The organism is Leekyejoonella antrihumi, assembly GCF_007845645.1.
Lineage (GTDB): Bacteria > Actinomycetota > Actinomycetes > Actinomycetales > Dermatophilaceae > Leekyejoonella > Leekyejoonella antrihumi.
In genome coordinates this window covers 1-16974 of sequence record NZ_VCQV01000045.1, presented here as the reverse complement: position 1 = coordinate 16974, position 16974 = coordinate 1, and the positions used below count along the sequence as shown (strand labels likewise).

At 64.0% G+C, this 16974-nt stretch carries 13 protein-coding genes; 4 read left to right on the top strand and 9 right to left on the bottom strand.

Features of this window, described 5'->3' with window-relative positions; translation table 11 throughout:
* Positions 1-16: 16 nt before the first annotated feature.
* From FGL98_RS21835 to FGL98_RS21825, 3 genes are read right to left on the bottom strand one after another with little or no spacing between them, the layout of a single operon-like run.
* The gene (locus FGL98_RS21835; protein ID WP_186526310.1) at positions 17-916 is read right to left on the bottom strand and encodes a fumarylacetoacetate hydrolase family protein; all 900 of its coding nucleotides are present in this window, start codon (positions 914-916) and stop codon (positions 17-19) included.
* Entirely contained in the window at positions 913-2244 is a 1332-nt protein-coding gene (locus tag FGL98_RS21830) for a CynX/NimT family MFS transporter (RefSeq protein WP_146320497.1), read from the bottom strand. The genes FGL98_RS21835 and FGL98_RS21830 overlap by 4 nt, the downstream gene beginning before the upstream one ends.
* 39 nt (positions 2245-2283) lie before the next feature.
* On the bottom strand, positions 2284-3735 hold the full coding sequence (locus FGL98_RS21825) for a nucleobase:cation symporter-2 family protein (protein WP_222432335.1): 1452 nt from the start codon (positions 3733-3735) through the stop codon (positions 2284-2286).
* A gap of 382 nt (positions 3736-4117) precedes the next feature.
* On the opposite strand from FGL98_RS21825, the gene FGL98_RS21820 reads away from it, so the two are divergent.
* The 4 genes from FGL98_RS21820 (at position 4118) to FGL98_RS21805 (ending at position 9785) form a co-directional block, all read left to right on the top strand.
* Positions 4118-5539, top strand: coding sequence for an amidohydrolase family protein (locus tag FGL98_RS21820; protein WP_222432334.1), 1422 nt, complete (start codon positions 4118-4120; stop codon positions 5537-5539).
* Positions 5540-5748: 209 nt separating this feature from the next.
* On the top strand, positions 5749-6552 hold the full coding sequence (locus FGL98_RS21815; protein ID WP_146320495.1) for an aspartate/glutamate racemase family protein: 804 nt from the start codon (positions 5749-5751) through the stop codon (positions 6550-6552).
* 163 nt (positions 6553-6715) lie between these two features.
* Entirely contained in the window at positions 6716-7435 is a 720-nt protein-coding gene (locus tag FGL98_RS21810; protein WP_246136690.1) for a maleate cis-trans isomerase family protein, read from the top strand.
* Positions 7436-7832: 397 nt separating this feature from the next.
* Positions 7833-9785 (top strand): amidase family protein, encoded by a 1953-nt coding sequence (locus tag FGL98_RS21805; RefSeq protein ID WP_146320493.1) that lies wholly within the window; start codon positions 7833-7835, stop codon positions 9783-9785.
* Positions 9786-10036: 251 nt separating this feature from the next.
* On the opposite strand, the gene FGL98_RS21800 is transcribed toward FGL98_RS21805, so the two are convergent.
* The 6 genes from FGL98_RS21800 to FGL98_RS21775 all read right to left on the bottom strand — a co-directional run bounded on the left by FGL98_RS21800 (position 10037) and on the right by FGL98_RS21775 (position 16121).
* Entirely contained in the window at positions 10037-10714 is a 678-nt protein-coding gene (locus FGL98_RS21800; RefSeq protein WP_186526309.1) for a GntR family transcriptional regulator, read from the bottom strand.
* A 177-nt stretch (positions 10715-10891) separates the two neighbouring features.
* Positions 10892-11659 (bottom strand): cyclase family protein, encoded by a 768-nt coding sequence (locus tag FGL98_RS21795; protein WP_146320489.1) that lies wholly within the window; start codon positions 11657-11659, stop codon positions 10892-10894.
* 99 nt (positions 11660-11758) lie between these two features.
* Positions 11759-12226 carry a GAF domain-containing protein gene (locus FGL98_RS21790; RefSeq protein WP_146320487.1) on the bottom strand — a complete coding sequence of 156 codons (468 nt, stop codon included), beginning with the start codon at positions 12224-12226 and terminating at the stop codon, positions 11759-11761.
* Positions 12210-13061: a polysaccharide deacetylase family protein gene (locus FGL98_RS21785; RefSeq protein ID WP_246136689.1), complete on the bottom strand. Its 852-nt coding sequence runs from the start codon at positions 13059-13061 to the stop codon at positions 12210-12212. Before FGL98_RS21785 ends, FGL98_RS21790 begins: the two co-directional genes overlap by 17 nt.
* Positions 13062-13496: 435 nt before the next feature.
* Positions 13497-14417 carry a nitrilase-related carbon-nitrogen hydrolase gene (locus tag FGL98_RS21780; protein WP_146320483.1) on the bottom strand — a complete coding sequence of 307 codons (921 nt, stop codon included), beginning with the start codon at positions 14415-14417 and terminating at the stop codon, positions 13497-13499.
* A gap of 168 nt (positions 14418-14585) precedes the next feature.
* Positions 14586-16121: an NCS1 family nucleobase:cation symporter-1 gene (locus tag FGL98_RS21775; RefSeq protein ID WP_146320481.1), complete on the bottom strand. Its 1536-nt coding sequence runs from the start codon at positions 16119-16121 to the stop codon at positions 14586-14588.
* Positions 16122-16974: the final 853 nt, after the last annotated feature.

The following is a 16974-nucleotide window of genomic DNA, read 5'->3' as shown; positions in this document are numbered from 1 at the left end:
CTTTCGTGGATGCGCGTTAGACGCTTTGAACTGGGTTGATCAGGCTGCCGATCGCGTCGACTCGGCACTCGACGATGTCCCCGGGGCCGAGGAATCGGGTCGGTGTCGTCTGGTATCCGCAGCCGCCTGGTGTGCCAAGGGTGATGATGTCCCCGGGCTCGAGTGTGATGCCGGAGGAGAGCCAGCCGATGACCTCAGCGGGGGAAAAGAGCATGTGCCCGGCGGACTCACTCTGGCGGATTTCGTTGTTGACGAGCAGTTCCAGTGTCAGATCGTCCAGGCTGGGGACCTGATCGGCGGTGAGCACCACTGGCCCTAACGGACAGTAGGTGTCCAGGCCCTTGCCGTACAGGAACTGGCTGGTGCGCCATTGCAGGTCGCGCGCGCTGACATCGTTGGCGATCGTGTAACCGAAGATGTAGTCACTGGCCTGCCCGGGGTCGATCCCGATGCCTCGCCGGCCGATGACAATGGCCAGTTCGACCTCATAGTCAAGCTGGGTGGTCAGTCGTTCGTCCAGCCTGATCGCCTCGCCGGTGCCGATGACAGCGGTCACCGGCTTGGAGAAGAACAGTGGCACGTCGGGAATCTCGACGGGCTGACCGAGAGCGGCCGCGTTCTGCTCGACGTGGGAGCGGAAGTTGAGGCCGACACAGTAGACGTTCTTGCGCGGCCGCGGGATCGGGGCGAGCATATCGACCTCAGCGATCGGGTACGCGTGGGCTCGCGCCCCGCCGTGGATGAGGTCCGCGGCCCGTGACAGACCATCGGGTCCGGCCTCGATCAGGCTCAGCATGGACTCGAATTGGGGGTCGCCAGCAGAGGCGCCGGTCAGGTCGAGGACCTCCTGGCCGGGTAACACCCCGCCGAGCCGAGCCTGGTCGGCGCCGCGGGTTTTGAAGGTCAGTAGCTTCATGGGTTGTCTCCATCGTAGGTGGGCGGGTCCGGGTGGCCGCACGGCCGGGCGGTGGGTATTGGCCCGATGGCTGCGGGTGGGCTTGGCCGGCCGGGGTCGACCGGCGGTGTCAGGTGGATGTGGCCGGCACGGCCAGCGGACAGGCCCGTGACCAGTTCGACCACCAGGCACGCGAGCAGAAGAAGAATCGACGAGCTCCATGTCCCGGAGCGGTCGCGCAGTACTCCCATGATCAGTGGCCCGAATGCGGCGAAGACGTAGGCGGTCGCCTGTGCGAGCACGGACAGCGCTGCGGTCTGTTCCCCGTTGGAGGTGCGCAGGACGTACATGATCAAGGCCAGGGGGAAGATGCCGCCCTGTCCGATGCCGAGCAGGACCGCCCACAGGTAGGGCGCCGCGGTGGGGGCGATCAGCAGCCCGCACAGTCCGGCGGCGGCGAGTATCACCAGGGCCACGACAAAGGGTCGCTGGTCGCGGGCACGGGCCGCCATCGGTGGCAGCACCAGGGCGACCGGGGCACCGATGAAGGTCGCGACGGATAGCAGTGCACCGGCCTGTGATGGGCTGGCGCCGTGATCGGAGAAGATCGACGGGAGCCACGTGATCATTCCGTAGTAGACCACCGACTGGGATGCGGTGAAGATCACGATGGCTAGGACGCGAGCATTGCCCAGCATGGCCAGCGATCTCGTGGGAGCCGTCATCTGCTGGCTCGTACTGCCGGCGCGGTTCCTGGCCCGTACGAGCGGTGCCCAGCAGCAGCAGGCGGCGACGATGGGGATCAGCCACACGGAGAACCCGGCCCGCCAACTGCCCAGGGCGGCCGTCAGGGGAACGATGGTGCCGGCAGCCGCGGACGCGCCGACGTTCAGTGCCATGGTGTAGGACCCGGTCACCACTCCAGCCCGATCGGGGAAGCGGGTCTTGACCAGGACGGGCAGCACCACGTTGCCGATTGCGATAGCCGCCCCCATCACCGTCGTGCCCACCAGGAGCGCCGGCAAGGACGGGGCCAACCGCAGCAGGCCCGCGGCAAGCAGGACCACCAGGGCCAGCAGGATCAGCCGGTCGATGCCCATGCGGCGCAGGGCGGGCGATGCGAGAGGGGCGCACAGCCCGAAGAGCAGGATCGGCAGCGCGGTAAGGAGGGACGCCGCCCCGCTGGTCAGCCCGAACTGACCACGCAGCGTGGACAAGACCGGCCCGACCTCGGTCAGTGGGGTGCGCAGGTTCGCGGCGAGCAGGAGCATCGCCACCAGGAGCAGCCCTGCCCGGCGGCGAGGTGGCACCGGTCTCGTGTGCTCGCTGGCTGCTTGCTCACCAGTCACGGTGTCACCTCCCGTATCCGCCTCGTACGCTCCTCCTTGTCAGGTCGCAGAGGGTTCGTCCGTCACCGCTGGGATGCCTATTCCGTCATCGACGGGTGAGGTCCCCGCCGCGCTGATGCCACTGTCGGACAGCCCGCGGTGGAACCCGGTCACAATCAGGTTCAAGATGATGGCGGTAATCGCGCCGGCGGCGATCCCCGAGCTGAAGATGGTCTGTACCCACTGCGGGAAGTGGACGTAGAAGTTCGGCGCCGCGGTGGGCAAGATCCCCATGGTCAAGGTCGCGGCGACGATCAACCCGTTCGCCGCGCCACGGTCGCTGAGAAAGTCGACCTTAGAGAGGTATTGCACTCCGTTGACCGCGACCAGGCCGAAGATCGCGACGCCGGCCCCACCGAGCACGGGTAGCGGGATCGCGGCGATGATCGCGGCCGTCGGCGGGAACAGCGCCATGATGACCAGGATCACGCCGCTGGCTGTGACCGCGAACCGGGACTTGGTCCGGCTCACCGTGATCAATCCGATGTTTTGACCGTAGGCGCTGGCCTGGAACCCGTTGAGCATCGAGCTGAACACCGAGCCGAGGCAGTCGGCCCGCAGCCCGTCCGAGACGGTCCTTGGGGTCATCTTCTTGTCTACCATGTCTCCGATAACCACCATGTCCGTGGTGGCCTCGGTCATGATCACGAGCATCACGATGATCATCGAGACGATCGCGGCGGGCTCGAAGCGTGGCGCACCGAAGTGGAAGAACCCTGGCACCGCGAACGCGCCGGCGCCGCCAACCTTCGAGAAGTCGGTCAGACCCAACGGGATCGAGATGAGTGTCGTGATGAGCATCGCGACCAACATGCCGACGCGTTTGGTGAACCCGGGCACGTAGTGGACGATGATCACGGTCAGTAGCAGGGTCAAAATCGCGATGCCAATGTTCCTCATCGAGCCGTACTCGGGCGTGCCGGACGTGCCTTGCATCCAGCCAATAGATATCGGCAGCAGGGTCAGGCCGATGACCGTGCATACCGCGCCCAGCACGACGCGGGGAAAAAGGACCGGGATGAGCTTGGCATACAGCGGGGTCAAGAAGAACATAATCGCCGACGAGACCAGCACCGAGCCGACGATCACGTTCATCGCCACGATCCCGTTCGAGTGCTCCTTGCCGATGGCGATCATCGAGGCGATCCCGGAGAAGGACACGCCCTGCACCAGCGGCAGCCTGACCCCGATCCGCCAGATGCCCACCGTCTGCAGCATCGTCACAATCCCGGACGCGAGCAGGCTCGCGCTGATCAAGAAGGTGATGTCCAGGAACGACAGTTTTAACGCGGTCCCGATGATCAGGGGCGGGGCGATGATCCCGGCGTATGCCGCGAGCATGTGCTGCAGGCCGATGGCGGCGAGCCGGCCGGGTGGCAGCATCGCGTCAACCGGGTGAACATCGTCCCCGGAGACTTGAGGGAGGAACGCTTTCAGTCGACTCGCCATCATGCACCTCTTCATCAACAAGTCATGGCAAGGAACCCTCTGGTGTGTCACCACACCGAAGAGATAGCCGGGCAAGCCAGCCGAACAAGCATCGTTGGTATCCCGTAAGTACACCGCTGATTAGAAGGCGCGTCAAGGCCTCCGAGCCATCTTTCGCACTTTTTTGACGTCTCCAATTAGTCGCAACAGCAGCGTTGTTGGTTGCCGTCGATCGCGGTATGGTTAGAACCAACGTGCGTGCCCGTCGCGTTACTGGTATCCCAACGAGTAGAACAGTGGGCCATGTTCGAAGGCACTTGTGAGAGGGACGTGATCATGACACCGGTGATCGATCGAGTCGGTGGCGTCGCCAGCTGGTCGCGCTCGATTCTCGAGGGCCTTAGCCGTGGCTGAGGTGGCCGACCTCGTTGTCGCGGGTGGGACCGTGGTCAACTCCGGGGGTCGCGAGATGGCGCACGTCGTGATCGAGGGTGGCATGATCCGGGCCATGGTCGATGCGGGATCGCCCATCCCGGCCGCGCGGCAGGTCGTGCACGCCGGTGGACGCCTGGTCATACCGGGCGGGGTTGACGGGCACTGTCACGTCGCCCAGGTCACCGGGCGGTATCGCACCCTGGATGATTACGCGGTCAGTTCCATGGCGGCCCTGTGGGGTGGGACCACCACCATCATCGACTTCGGTATTCCCCGCGACGACAGCGAGTCACCGCTGCAGGCGGCGCACAATAAGCGAGAACTCGCCCGGGTGGCACGCTGCGACGTCGCGCTGCATGGCTCGGTCATCACGTGGGATGACACCGTACCCAAGCAGTTGGACGAGCTGGTCGCGATGGGCATCTGCTCGGTGAAGGTGTACACCACCAACCGCGCCACCACGATGGCCGACGACGACACGATCTTGCAGGTGATGCACGCGATGGCAAGGATCGGCGGGCTCGTCTACATTCACGCCGAGCACGACCCGATCATCATCGACTGCGCCAGGTTGCACGCGCAGGCCGGGCACACCAGCATCCACGACCTGCACCGCACTCGCCCCCCGGTATCGGAGGAGACCTCCGTGCGCGAAATGCTTGGCATGGCCGAATACACCGGGGCCGCGGTGTATTTCGTGCATCAGACCACCCCCGGCGCGGTCGATCTCGTACAGCGAGCCCGCGACCGGGGCATCCAGGCCTACAGCGAGACCTGCCCGCACTACCTGGCCGTGGATGATTCCGTGTACGCCACCGCTGATGCCGCCTTGTACGCCTGCTGCCCGCCCCTACGCGACGCCACCATGGTCACGCAGTTGCGTGATCGCCTCATCAGTGGACGCGTACACACCATCTCCTCGGACCACTCGTGCTACGACACCGCACAGAAGCGCGAACGCATGGACAAGATCCAACGGATGCCGCACGGGCTGCCCGGTGTCGAAACGCGCATGCCCGTGACCTACACCGTCATGGTGCGCGAGCTCGGGCTTCCGGTCGAGCGTTTCGTCGACGTCTTCGCCACCACCCCGGCCCGGATCAACCACCTTCCCCGCAAGGGGGTGATCGCGACCGGCTACGACGCGGACCTGGTCATCGTCGACCCCGATGCCACCCGACGCGTCGACGGCGGCGCACTGCACATGGGAACCAACTACTCACCCTTTGAGGGCCGCGAACTGGCTGGCTGGCCCGAAACCGTCGTCTCCGGCGGCCGCGTCGTGCTCTCCGAAGGGACGTTTGACGACCCCGGCCCGATCGGACGATTCCTCCACCGCACGCCGACCGGCGATCAGACGCCATCAACCAGGCAAGCCACTGCGAGAGTGTGAATCATGCGAAATGGCACCCGCAACAGGCGTTTAGGACGTTTGGGGCGACACCCACCAACCACAAAGCAGCGAGCCCCATCCCTGGCCCGTGCTCCTAGTGTCGTGCAACCCTGGCCCATCTGCAGAGCGGGAATCAGTGCGGCCCACCCTGAACACGACGGACCATGGCTGGCTGGTCTTCCCCGGCCGCTGGCGGGGGTGATCACCGCGTGAGGCTCCTTGTGATCAACCCCAACATCAGCCCGGACGTGACCGCGCTCATCGGAGCCGAGGCGCGAAGGTCCTGCAGCGTCGGCACCCAGGTGATGCTACGCACCGCACCCTACGGCGTCGAGTACCTCGAAACCCGGTTCGAGGCACTCATCGCGGCCGGCGCGGTCGCCGAGGTCATCGCCGAGAACCCCAGCGCCGACGCGGTGGTAGTGGCCGCCTTCGGCGATCCGGGCCTACCGGCGCTGAAGGAGATGACCGGCGTCCCCGTTATCGGCATCACCGAGGCCGCGCTGTGCGCCGCCGCGCTGCAGGGCCACCGGTTCTCGATCATCGCCATCTCCGACCGCATCACCGCCTGGTACCAAGACTGTGTCGAGCACTTCGGCCTCGCAACCCGGCTGGCCTCCATCCGCTCCATCAAGCAAGAGCTCGGCAACATCGCCGAGGTGCAGAATGACTTCCGCCCCACCATCGTGAAACTATCCACTGAAGCGGTCTTCACGGACGGCGCCGACGCCGTCATCCTGGCCGGCGCGCCCTTGGCAGGCTTGGCCCGTGACCTCACCCGCCAGATCCCCGTTCCTGTCGTCGACGGGGTCGCCGCAGGCGTGCGCCTCACCGAGGCGCTCGTCAGCCTCGGGTGCGGATCTCATCGTGTCGGCGCTTACGCCGCCCCGCCGCGCAAGCCTCGACACGGCCTGCCCGCATCGCTGAATGCTGCCCTAGATGCTGCCCAGTCACACGTCGAGCCCGATGGACGACAGCACCCCAGCACACAGGAAGGATCTCACGATGCCTGACCCCGTCACACCTTCACAGACTCATCTTCGCCCACGACAACGCATGCACGTTCGTCGCTGCGGGCGTGGTGCCCATGAGCAACACCGGGCGCCCAGGACCTCACACCGGCTTGGAGGCCGAGGGTCGAATCAGGTAGCCACCTCCACCAAAGGAATATGACCGATGCTGAAGCGATCGCAGCGGATCGGCATGATCGTCCCCTCCTCCAACACCTGCCTCGAACCCATGACCTACCGGATCCTGGGCACACGCGACGACGTGACCGTACACTCCGCACGCATCCCCGTCACCCGGATCGCACTCGATTCCGGCTCGGACCACCAGTTCAGCGCGGAGAGCATGCGTCAGGCCGCGGAACTCCTCGCCACCGCGGACGTGGACGTCATCGCCTGGAACGGCACATCCGGGTCCTGGCTCGGCGCCGAGCACGACCAGGACATCACCGCCGTGATCGCCCAGGCCACGGGAGTCCCAGCGACAACATCCACCCTGGCCTACTTCGACGCGTTCGAGAGGTTCGCCATTCAATCCGTCGGCCTGTTGACGCCCTACACCACGGACGTAAACCAGCGCGTTGCCGCCCGGTACGGCGCGCGAGGGATCCACGTGGTCGCCGACCACGCCATTGGGCTGTCCGACAACGAGTCGTTCGCCCGCGTGACGCCCGACGAACTGCTGCAACCCTCTCGTGAACTCATCGAATACGCCCCGGACGCACTCATCTACCTGTGCACCAACCTCTACGGGGCGCCGGCCGTACAACCTGTGGAAGCAGAATCTCAGGTTGCTGCATTGGACTCCGTTGCCGTCACCCTCTGGCACTGCCTCACGATCATCGACGCCCCCTTGCTGGACAGGCGGTGGGGAAGGCTCCTCACATGAACGCGTTACGCGGCCTAGCGCTCACCGCCTTAAGTCGACGTACGCCCCCGTACCGAAGGGCAAGCCGGACGGGGTCGTCGGCCACACCCGATCGGTCGCGTGGCGGGCGCCCAAGCGAGTGTGTGGCACCCGCGGCGAGGCCGGGCGCGGTGATTCCGCCGGCGCTCTGCCTGCGGTGTGACTCAGGTAATTGACCGGGTGGCGATCCACGAGCAATCCCCCGGAGTTGTGATTAACAGGTGTTCGATGCAGGCCCGGCCGACGCCCTTGTGAACAGCGGAAGGAAAAAGTATGGCGATGAGGGAAGCAATCCGACACATCCGCTGTTCAGAGCGCGGTGGCGGCAGGCGCGCTGAGTGATGAGCGGGCGGAGACGCTACGTGGGTACATCCGGCAGATGTCGCTGATCCGAGCCTTCGAGACTCGAGCAAGCGAAATGTATCAGCGCGCCAAGATCGGGGGCTACTGCCACCTGAACCTGGGCGAGGAGGCGCCAGTTGTCGGCTCGATGTCCGCGCTACGGCCTACTGACTACGTGTTCACGACCTACCGGGAGCACGGGTATGTCCTGGCGCGTGGTCTGGAACCGGGCCTGGTGATGGCTGAGCTGTTCGGCAAGATCACCGGTGTCTCGGGGGGTCGTGGTTGCTCGATGCACCCGTTCGACCAGAACGCGCGGCTGCTGGGCGGTTACGGCATCGTCGGCGGACAGATCCCTCCAGCCACCGGTGTCGCGCTGGCGCTCACGTATCGGGGCGGCCCTGGGCCGGATGCGGAGGCAGTGATGTGCCTGCTGGGTGATGGCACCACCAACATCGGCGCATCTCACGAGTCCCTCAACCTGGCAGGACTGTGGCACCTGCCGATCGTCTATGTGATCCAGCTCACTGCAACAGGACCCAAGACAGTCGAGTGTGATGAGGAGACTGACACGATGGACATCTATCGGCTTAGCGCGACCGAACTTGCCGAAGCCATCGCCCAGGGCGACCTGTCCGCCGTGGACGCCGTGAGTGCGGCGCTTGAGCGCATCGACTCCCTGGACCGCGAGCTCCACGCGTTTACTAGCGTCGATCCAGAAGCTGCCCTACGTGTGGCCCGCCAACTGGACTCGGTTCGCGATCGAGGTCATCGAGGACCGTTGCACGGCGTGCCGATAGCGGTGAAGGACGTGACCGACGTTGCTGGGTTCCCGACCACCCACGGATCCCTGATAACCGGCCAGGTACCTGCGAAGCGGGACGCTGTGTCTATAAGTCGGCTGCGGGCCGCGGGCGCAGTGGTCGTGGGGAAGACGAACACGCCCGAGTTCGGCTTCGGTGCCGTGTGCACGAACCGGCTGACCGGGCCAACATCCAATCCCTGGGACCACACCCGCAGCTCGGGGGGGTCCAGCGGGGGTTCGGCGGCTGCGGTGACTGCCGGATTGGTGCCGCTCGCGCAAGGCGTCGACTTCGGAGGATCCGTGCGAACCCCCGCGTCGTTTTGTGGATGCTATGGGTTCCGACCCACGCCGGGAATAATTCCCGAGCCGAACCGGTCACTCGCCTGGGCCCCACTTGCTACCCAAGGTGTCCTCACCCGAACCGTCGCGGACGCCGCGTTGATGCTCGCCGTCGCGGGTGGCCCTCACCTCATGGATCCAAGCTCCGCACGCCAGCCCGCACCAGACACGAATACCCCGCTCAGAGTCGCTGCGAGTATAGACCTCGATGGAGCCTTCAGGGTTGACCCCGCCGTTCGAGCGGCCTTCACGCAGTCGATCTCTGCGGCATCCCAAACCTTTGGCGGCATCGACCAGGCATCACCGAACATGTCCGACGCCATAGACGCCTTCCAACTATTGCGAGCAGCGGAAACATGGTCCACCTTCAAGGACCTGATAGAAGAACGCGAAGCCGAACTTACCGAGTCCTTCGTATGGAACGTGCGACGCGGCCAGGGAATCACCGCCGAGGACTACCTCCATGCCCAACACGTGCGCAGCACGGCGTACCGTCGCGCGCAGCGATTCTTCCAGGACTACGACATACTCATGCTTCCCGCGGCCAGCGTCCTCCCATTCCCCAATAGCCAAGGCGAAGTCAGCACCATCGACGGTGAACCCACCGGTTCCATCATCGACTACCTCGCCTGCACCTTCCTTATCTCTCTCATCGGCTTTCCAAGCATCTCCGTACCCGCCGTGTGGACCGGAGGGAACCTGCCTTTCGGTGTCCAACTGGTCGCTCGCCCCGACCATGACGCACTCCTGCTGCGCGCAGCCCGAGAACTTACGACGGGCAGCGGCTTCGGGCACCGGTGGCCCGAGCATGGACCGCAGTCGCCGGGTGCACGATCGGCTGAGTGAGACTCCCCTTCTTTGGGGTCTTCCTGCCCCGCTGGTGCGGGTGGCGTGCTGGCGTGACTATCGGTGGGGCCGGGGTGCTGTCACTCCACGCCGGGGCAGCGTCTTCAGCGTGGTGGCCTTGGCGTCATACCTGAGGTGGGGTTAGGTGGGTGGGTGAGTCGGCCACCGATCGGGAGCTCGCGGAGCCGGGAGTTGCCGCGGTCGCGGAAGCCGGGTGCGACGCCGGCAATCCCTCAAACCGTGGAGCCCATTCAGAGAGAGTCTGCGGATTCAGAGTCAGGGAGAGTGCCGAGCAGGGCTTGTCGACGTGAGTTGAGATGTACCCGCGCCTCCTCTCCTGCTCGGTCGGGGTCGTTGGAGGCGATCGCGTCGGCTAGGCGACGGTGTTCGGCGAGGATCCTTTCGGGATGTGCGTTCTGAGCCGTGTTCCATTGCAGCCGGCCCGCAAGAGGCAGCAGAACTGCGGCCAGCGTGTGGTTGCCCGCCGCTTGCGAGATCGCGTCATGAAATTCGGCGTTGACTTCGGCGAATCGTGCGCGGTCATCGGTTTGGAGCATATGCTCCGACTCATCCACCAGCCAGCGTAACCGTCGCGCTCCGGCGGATTCTAGATGCTTTGCGGCCAGCCTCGCCTCTAGTACTTCAAGGACCTCACGAACCTCGAATTCTTGCTCGACGTCCCGGCGGTGGAGCCCACGCACGATGGCTCCTCGCCGTGCTCTGGTTTCAACAAACCCTTCGACCTCGAGCATCCGAATTGCCTCACGGACCGGCAGACGGGAGACACCGAACCGTTCTGCGAGTTCACGTTCGCGGACCGGGACACCTGGCTCGAGGCGACCGTCGATGATCCACGCACGCACCCTCTCGCGGATCTGATCGCGCAAAGGCCGCAGATCGTCTACGAGAAGAGCATCGGAATCTCCCACCATCGAATGCTAGCCCCCCTCTCTGCCGCATGCGTCGCTGCACTGCCTTGCACTGTCGTGCCCTGGGCCAAGGGAGGTAAGTGGGCAGCCTCTTGACCGCCGCGACTGGGCTGGATCGCCGGCACGCACGTCGAGTGGGTTGCTTTCAACCTCGCTGTGCAGGACGACGGGTGGCGGTCATGCGTCGTCCTCGAGGATTGCCACGGCGCGGCACCAGGCCCCACTCGCGCGCCGGATCTTGATCGGAAAGAGCGCGACCGTGAACCCTGTGGTCGGCAGCGCCTTGAGGTTGACGACCTTCTCGGCGTGCACGTACTCGACCTCTCGACCGATCCGGTGTGCGGGAAAGAATCCGTCCTTGTCTCCGTTGCGGAGCTTCTCGGCCATGTACTTCAACGGGATATCGAGGGAGAACGCATCCGTGGTGATCATCCGCACACCCTGCTGGACCAGCCATTCCACCGCCGCGGCGGTCAGCCCGGTGCCCATCTCGTTGTACTCGGGCTTGTCCCAGTAGTCCTCGGCCCCCGTGCGTAGGAGCACGATGTCCAGTGGCTGCAACTGGTGGTCGATCTTGGCTAGCGCTTCCTGCAGGTCACCAACATCGATCGGGTCCGCCGTCGTCTTGGTGCTGAAGTCAAGGAGAACACCGTTGCCGTAGCACCATTCCAGCGGTACCTCATCGACCGTCTTGGCGGGGAGGCCGGCAGTCGTTGGCCCGAAATGCCACGGCGCGTCGATGTGGGTACCGGCGTGCGAGGCCAGGGTGAGCTCCTCGGCAGCACTGCCGACATGCGGTTCGGGAAAGTCCGCAGGATCCAGGCCCCACTTGGTCGCGGTCCGGTGACCGAAGTCGCGATGGTCCCAATACGTGATCTGCGGCGAGTTGAACTCACTCGCGAAGTTATGCAACGGCACACTCAAGTCAATAAACCGGATTGCCATGATTCCTGCTCCTAACGGTCGATGGACACCTGCGGACGTGAGCCGGGCGCGCCGGCCAATTCGTGGAGGATTCGCGTCCTTGAGGAACGCTGGGTGGGGTCACGGTACTGAGGGCGCCAGGAGGGCCTCGAGCAGGCCGATCGCGGTGGCCGCCGTTTTCAGTGTTCCTATGTCGCCGTGGGACCACTCGCGGGGCCTGCCGACCTGGTGCACCGAGATGACTCCGACTAGGGTGTGGTGCACGATGACGGGGGCGAGCATCTGTGCGAGGGTCCCGTACTCGTCGATGAGGCTTTGCGGCGGCCGGATCTCGCCGTCCCGCAGGTCGTTCTGGACGAGAACGTCGCGGGTGTCCTGCAGGTATTGGTATGTGGGGAATCGGGACGCGTCCTCCTGGGTGCCGGATCGCATCGATTTGACGCCGGCCGCGATCGACTCGGCGACCAGGTTGATGGAGCCGTCTCGAAGGAGACGCAGTGTGACTCGACTGACGTCCAGCTTCAGGCGGACAATGTCAATGAGCGCGGTCTGTGCCGCGACGGCACGTTCGTCAAGGCGTGGCGACATCTTCGGGGCTCTCCGTGGGTGCGGGTACGTGGTGGTTTAGCCAGTGCTCAGCCACATCAGACCGTCGGGCGAACCAGACGTCGCCCTTGTCACGTGCGTAGTCCAGGAACTTCCGCAGCGCGAGCGAGCGGCCGGGCTGGCCCGTCCACCGGGGATGCACGCCAATGGTCATCATCTTGGGGCTGGTCGCTCCTTCCTCCCAGAGCTCGTCGAGGCCCATCTGGAGGTAGGTGAAGAACGACATTGGGTCGGCGAAGCCGGGAAAGGCAAAGCGCATGTCGTTGAAGGTGAAGGAGTACGGAAGGACCAGATGTTGGTGCACCCCGACGTTGACGTAGTAGGGCAAATCGTCGTTGTAGGCGTCGCTGTCATACAGAAAGCCGCCCTCTTCTACGACAAGCTGCCGGGTGTGACTCGACGGTGTGCACCGTGAGTGCCAGCCGACTGGGCGTGATCCGCAGGTGCGCGCGATGCTTTCCACCGCCGCCTGGAGCTGGGCACGCTCTTCCTCTGGTCCTAGCCGCCACAACTCTTCCCACCGGTAGCCGTGCGCGCATGCCTCATGGCCACGCTCGGCGATATAGTCTCCGACCTCGGGGTTGCGTTCCACCGCACGGGCGGCGACATGGAAGGTCGCGGGTACTGCGTACTGGTCGAGCAGGCGCGCGAGCCGCCAGACCCCCGCCCGAGAGCCATACTCGAATGTCGACTCCGTGCATAGGTCACGGATGTGCGCGGGTGTCGGGTTGATCGCCGTCCCGAACTCGCCGACGGCCTCGCGCCGTTTGTCACCATCACCGAGCGCATATTCCGAGCCCGCTTCGTAGTTCACCACGAGGCAGAGGGCAACCCGGGCTCCGCCGGGCCAAGAGACCCGCGGCGGATGGGGGCCATATCCTCTGAGATCGCGCGGCTCGACGGCCGGGAGATCAGTCATCTTTGACCTTTCTAGGCGGTGGGCTTCCAAGGGAAGCGTGGGTCGACTTCCAGGGCCGAGTGAATTTTCCGACCGGCTGTCCCTCTGCGCGGCGCCGCACCATCAGACGTCGCCGTGGGTGCGGGACGGGGATCGGTTGACGGCCTGCGATGCCAGTGGGAGGGTCGCCGGAAGCGAGGGATGATCAATCCGCAAGACGCCGCGCCGATCACCGATCAGGGGATCGCGCGCATCTTCAGTGGACAGGCTACGCCGGGGGCTCTGCCCTTGAGCGACCGCCGCCGACGCCGCGGCCCCTCAAGGGTGGCCCACTGTTGCGTCGTTGGCCACCATCTAGGGCGGCGCTAACGCCGCATCATTCCAGACGCTGCGCCGGTACAACTCGCAATATGAGGTGTCGATACGAGATGCCACAAGCTCGTCGCTTTGGGTTAACGCGCGCGCGACAATCTCTCCGGTGGGTGCTATCACGCCGCTGCCTCCGATGAGATACCCCCCATCTTCCTCCCCCGCGCGTGCCGCCGCCACGACCCATACCGCGTTTTGATAGGCGCCCGCTTGCATGACTAAATCATTGTGAAATAGCGCGAGATGCCCTGGTTCGCTAATGCTGCCGTCTCCCGTAATGAGCCGACGGCGAGCCATCGTGTTATAGCCAATCAGTACGACCTCGGCGCCGTTACCTGCAAGCGACCGATACGTTTCGGGCCATCGACGGTCGTTACAGATCGCCATTCCAATCGAGACTCCTTCGAATTTGAAGACCGGGAACCCGAGGTTGCCCGGTTCGAAGTATCTCTTCTCGAAGTTCGCTGTCCGCCCCTCGAAGCGCTGGTCAGCCTCACCTTGGGCAGCTTCAGGCAATCCGGGGATGTGAGTCTTGCGGTACTTGCCAATAATACGCCCGCGCCGATCTACGAGGACACTTGCGTTAAAATATCTTACTTCTTCCTCGTCGATTACCTTTTCGGCGAAACCGAGACAGAACCCAACGTGCAGGCGTGCGGCCTCACGAAATAAGGGCTCGACAGCCTGGCTGGGCATCGTGTCTTCGAAGAACTCGGGAAAGTCGTCGGGGTCGCCGGCGGCTCGAGGGAAGAATGGCGTGAGCGCTAGCTCAGGGAAGACGATCAGATGGCAGCCCCTATGGGCTGCTTCACGCAGGAGATCAACAAGGCGCTCAACTGTACTTTCTCGCGTATTCCCTTGAGGTACCGGCCCCATCTGTCCGACTGCGATCTCCAACTGTGCCATCTCACTTATCCCTTCCACGGGGCGAACCGGACCCTAAGACCGCCACCCCTCGGCGGGAATCTAAGCTGTTCATGCGCACTGAGGTCGCTCGACGCGACCAGCGCCCGTGGTGGGCATCCTCTTTTGCCCAGGGCCTCCCCGGTCGGTAAGTCTCGCCGCATGCAGCCATCATGCTTCTACGCGTACCTTCCCATTCCTGGCGTTAGCATGGCCCGAACGGCGTGACAGTCCGTAGTAAAGCGCTGCCGCGATAAGCACGCCCGCATACCAGGAGAAGGGTGCAACAAGCGAGAAGGCCGGCACAACGGCGAGGATGATGGAGATGACCGCAGCCGGAACGAAAGAATAGACCGCGTCATAATTTACGCCGTGCCTATAGTAGTAGCGACCCCCGGTGTCGGTTGAGAACATGTCGTCGATATCGAACTTCCGCGCCTTGATCAGGTAGTAGTCGACCACCATGATCGCGAACAGCGGACCCATCATCGCCCCCAACGCCCCCAGGAAGTAGTTGATGACGGCGGGCGTCGAGTACAGCTTCCAAGGTAGTGAGACAAGCGAGATTATTGCCGTGATGACCCCACCGGTTCGGAAGCTGATCTTCTGCGGCCAGGCGTTGGAGAAGTCAAATGCCGGAGAGACGAAGTTTGCCACGATGTTCACGCCGACAGCGGCGACGATGAGCAGGAGCGCTCCGACGAGAAGCAGCGCGGCGTTACTGAGTTTTGCGAATATCTCGGCCGGGTCAAGAAGAACCTTTCCATATAGTGAAAGGCTGCCCGCCGAGACAACAACAGACGTGACCGCGAAGATGGTCCAGTTGACGGGGACTCCCCAAATAGTCCCCCACCGTACAGACTTCTGGCTCGGGGCGAAGCGAGTAAAGTCTGCATAGTTCACCATGAGGGTCGCTAGAATACCCATGATAAGACCCAGAATGTAGGCCGTGTGAAGAACTTGCTGCCCCGCCGAAAGATGGGTGGTCGACGTATTAAGGGAGATATGACCGCCGGTCTTGATCAGCATGTAAATGCCAAGGATGATCATGAGTGCCCAGATCACGAGCCCCGACCATCCCTGAACGTGGCGGATGATGTCCATGCCGCGTGACAGAATTGCGAGCTGGACTACCCACAGTATGACGAAAGAGATCCATGAGAGAGCGTCCAGCCCAACGAAGGAATAATTCTGTAGTCCCGCGCTGGACGGGATGAAGCGGAGCAAAATGGCGTTAATTGCGACGCTTGCAAGATAGGTCTGTATGCCGTACCAGAAGATCGCTGCGAATGCTCTGATCAGAGCCGGCACAATGGCACCAAACACCCCCCAGCTCAGCCTGCTAACCACCGGGAATGGCACGCCGGTAGCCGCTCCGATAGGCCCCGAGAGGCGGCATCCCAGATAGACGACAACAGACGCGAGTAATATCCCGACGACTACTTCCCATCCCTTGAGCCCGAGAACAAACAGGCCCGCAGCGAATGTATAGGCGCCAAGGTTGTGGGCGGTGTTGGACCAGAACATGAAGAGGCTGTACGTGCCCCATCGCCGCTCGTCTCGAGTGCTCGGCGCGATGTCAGGGTTATAGAGACGGGGGCTTGGGGCGCGCCCGAGGGCCGGGATCGACAGGTCGGAACTCCGGTCGCGCGGCCGCCCTTCTGCTCGCGACCAGTCTCGGCCGTCGGGTGCCTGTGAGATGTTCATGATTCGCCTTCTACGCCGTCGGTCAGGGAGTGCGTGCAGGACCGGACGCGTAGCGAGTCCGTCCGAGATGACTGGCTGTGCGAGGGCAACATCGTGAGCGAGTCACGGCGGCTTCCGACAGCATCGACAAGGCCAGATGGTGCGGCACACCGAGTCGCCAGGAGTGTGCACCCGATGAAGGCCAGCAAGACGGGCGCCACACGCTGCACCTGCGGGTGCAGCCCAGCCGTCGCTTCATGATGGCTCCAGACACTGAACGTGATCTACATCACTACTGGGATCCTAGGATCCCAGAATCGAGTCGTCAAGCACTTTGCATCCACGGATGGTCCCCCGCTCGGACTGCACTGGACCGAGCTGGAACGCTCGCTGACCCGGGAGCGGTAGACCGGGTCATCGCCCTCGCTTAAAAGCCGAAGGCGTACCGCGGGCGGATACGGTGCGAGTGTCGCCATCAGCGTCCCTCCCATGAGGGTTCGAGCAGCCAACAGGCCGCGGTCATCAATTCACTGCTTGCTTCTAGGTACCAATAGGTGGAGGCTGGGCCAACATGTCCAAGATAGGCTGACAGCGTTGGCAGTCGGGCGGGCACGTCGTCGCCCTGGTCGTACCAGGCGACCAGGGTGGCGACCGCGAAGCTGTGTCGCAGGTCCGTCATCCGTGCGGGTCGGCGACCGGCCGGTGTGGTGATGCCCGCGGCCGAGCGCAACCCAGCGAAGGTGGTGCTGGCGTTAGGGGCTGCGATCTAATAATGTGGGTTGGTTACGGCGTGTCGGGTGGTGCCAGCGTGTAGTTCCAGTCGCCGTGGAATTCGTGGCGGGTCAGGGGCAGCGCGTCGATTTCCTTGGTCGTG